General features: G+C 72.8%; 3 protein-coding genes. All 3 read right to left on the bottom strand.

Annotation, left to right across the window (positions count from 1 at the left end):
* On the bottom strand, positions 1-849 hold an 849-nt coding region (locus AC1D01_RS28720), incomplete at its 3' end, for an NHL repeat-containing protein (RefSeq protein WP_477872485.1).
* 4 nt (positions 850-853) lie between these two features.
* Positions 854-1,843 (bottom strand): hypothetical protein, encoded by a 990-nt coding sequence (locus tag AC1D01_RS28715; RefSeq protein ID WP_477872483.1) that lies wholly within the window; start codon positions 1,841-1,843, stop codon positions 854-856.
* Between the two features lie 22 nt (positions 1,844-1,865).
* The coding region (locus AC1D01_RS28710) for a hypothetical protein (protein ID WP_477872481.1) at positions 1,866-2,777 on the bottom strand (912 nt) is incomplete at its 5' end.

Here is a 2,777-nt window from a genome sequence, read left to right as displayed (position 1 = left end):
GGCGGCGACCGGCCCGTCGTAGCCCGCCGCATCGCCGGCATGGCGCCACGACCCGCCCTGCCCGCGCGACCACACCGCGATGCGGCGCCGGCCCGGGTCACCCACGCAGAGCGTGCCGGCAGTGACGGCGAACGCGATCGCCTGCTCGATGCCGGTGGCCACGACCTCGACCAGGCCCTGCGGCGAGAACACGGCGATCTCGTGCGTCGCGCCGTCCAGCACGTACACCCGCCCGCCGTCGCACGCCACTGCGCAGGGATCGTCCGCATGGCCACTGGCCTGCACCATGTCGCCGAAGGCCGCCACGCGGTCGCCCGACACGGTGAACAGGTCGACCCGGCGGGCGCCGGTGTCGGCGACGTAGAGCTGGTCGGCCTCGTCCAGCGCCAGCGAGACCGGTCGCTGCAAGCCCTCCAGCACCTCCACCAGCGCCAGGCTCGCGAGGTCGAAGACCAGCACGCGGTGGTGGCCGGCGTCGGCGACGTACAGCGCATGGCGATGCGCCGCGATCGCCAGCCCCGCGGGGGCGTCGAATGGCGTCGCGCCCGCGCCCGGCCCGCCGATGCACGGCACGGCATCGACGGCGCCGAAGCAGCCCTCGATCGACGAGACGAGGCCGCTCGCGGGATCGCTGAGGTACACCGAGCCGTCCGCATCGATCGCCACGCCACCGGGCGGCTGCACGGCAGCGAGCGCCTCCAGGTGCGCGGGCAGCGGACCGTCCAAGGCCGGCAGCCCGGCCAGGCGCAGCGCCCCATCGTGGCCGAGCACGAGCCCGTGCCAGTGGAAACGCGGCCACAGGCCGTCGTCGTTGAGGTAGCGGAAGGGGCGGATGTCCGGTGCGGCCATGGTGTCAGCCCTCGACCCCGATCCAGTCGACGCGCCATTGCGCCGCGACCTGTTCGAGCAGTTGCTTCCTGAATTCGTCGCTCTGCGGATCGGGGTCGCCGGCAACGGGCGGCAGGCTGGTCAGCAGCGCGTCGGGCACCAGGACCGAGAAGTCGAAGCCGGTCCTGCTCGCGGCCAGCAGCATCACGAAGCCGTCCACCAGCCGCGGCACCTCGTTGCCCTTGGCATCGACGAAGGTGAACTCGCGGCTGCCCACCACCTGCGCCGAGTAGCACGGCGTGGTGCGAAAGCCGGCCGGCGTGGTGTCGATGGACGCGACCAGCTGCAGGCCGAAGCCCGAGGCCCCGTTGCCTGCATCGGGCAGGTCCCAGTCCAGTTCCTCGGCGACACCGCTCGCCACATAGGGCTGGGCCGCGGGGCGCGCATTGCGCCGCTGGGCCAGCGAGAGCGGCTGGTCGAGCCGGCAGTTGAGCACCTGCGCCCGCGCGAGCCGCAGTTGCGTGCCGCTCACGACCGCGTCGCGCAGCGTCGGGTCGGTCGGCAGGTAATCCGGCGCCGGGCCGAGCCGCACCCAGCAGAACACCGGCGTCTCGCGCAGGCGGATCGCGCCGCCGGCCACGCCGCAGACGCCGTCGCGGGTTTCGGCAACCTGCAGCGCGCCGCTGGGATACGACACCGTCAGGTCGAAGAACACCGGCCCGCCGAAATCGTCGCCGGCCACCGGCGGCACCGATTGCATCACCGCATCGGCCAGCACGATCTCGCGGCCCGCGGAATCGATGGCATAGCCGGGCTGGATCGAGACCTCGCGGTCGCCCTTGCTTCCCGCGGTCGCGAAGCCCGCGCCGATGCCCGGCTGGTGCAGGCTCTGGTTGTGCAGCCAGCGCATCTGGCGATTGAAGTCGTCCACGTCCTGCAGGTCCGACGCGAACAGGCGCTGGCCGTTGAAGAAGCTGCTGCGCTCCGTGAAGCGGGTCTCGCCGATGATGGCCATGGTGTTCGGGTCCTCTCTCTGTTCAGGCGCGCGGCGCGCACGGATCCCACGGCACCTGGCCGGGGCAGCCGCCGGCGGGCGGGAACTCCTGCTGGCAGCCGAACCACCGCACCACCAGCTGCTGCTTCTGCGCGAAGGTCACGAAGGCCGCGGGGAAGTCGCTGTTGAAGCTGGTGATCAGCGACAGCGTCTCGGGCCGCAAACGGTAGGCCGGGGTCGACGCGGGGCTCAGCATCAGCAGGTGCGGGCCCGACGCATCGAGCTCGATCGGCATCGCGGCGCGCGACTGGAACACGCCCGTCACCAGGTCGAGCCCGTACACGGTGGCGAGCGTGCGGCTGTCGAGCCCGTCGACCGTGTCCATGCGCAGCAGCGGCTGCCACGGCGCGGGAAAGGACAAGGGCACCGGCGGCTGCCAGGCCAGCGCCGCCGGCCCGACGATGCCACCGWCGATCCAGCCCTGGTCGACGATGCCGTCGCCGTGCGCGAGGCCGGCCGCCAGCGTCAGCACCTTGCCGGCAATGGCCAGCACGTAGGCGCCGTTGGACGCGTCGGCATGGTGCGAGAGCAGGCCCACCACGTCGTTCGCGCCGAAAGCGACGTCGCCGTCGATGCCGACCTGCGTCGGGTGCGCGGCGTCGACGCTGGTCACCCGCACGCTGTCGCGCCACTGCACGGTCGCGATCCGGTCGCCGGGGTTCAACGTGCCGAGCGATTCGGCCAGCACGACCTGCGTGCCGCTGGCCGACGCCACCTGCACCACCGCGGCCTCAGGCGCCACGCTGCCGGAGGCGGGCCACACCATCACGCAATCGCCCGCCACCAGCGCCCCGCTCTCGGCGATCGTGATCTGCACCGGCTGCGCCTGTTGCGACAGCACCGTCGCGACGCGCCCGAAGCGGCCGACGGCCAGCGTGTCCAGCCGCGCCGCGCC

The sequence above is a fragment of the Rhizobacter sp. P3_B12 genome (genome assembly GCF_056402895.1).
This window is presented reverse-complemented; position numbering and strand designations above follow the sequence as displayed.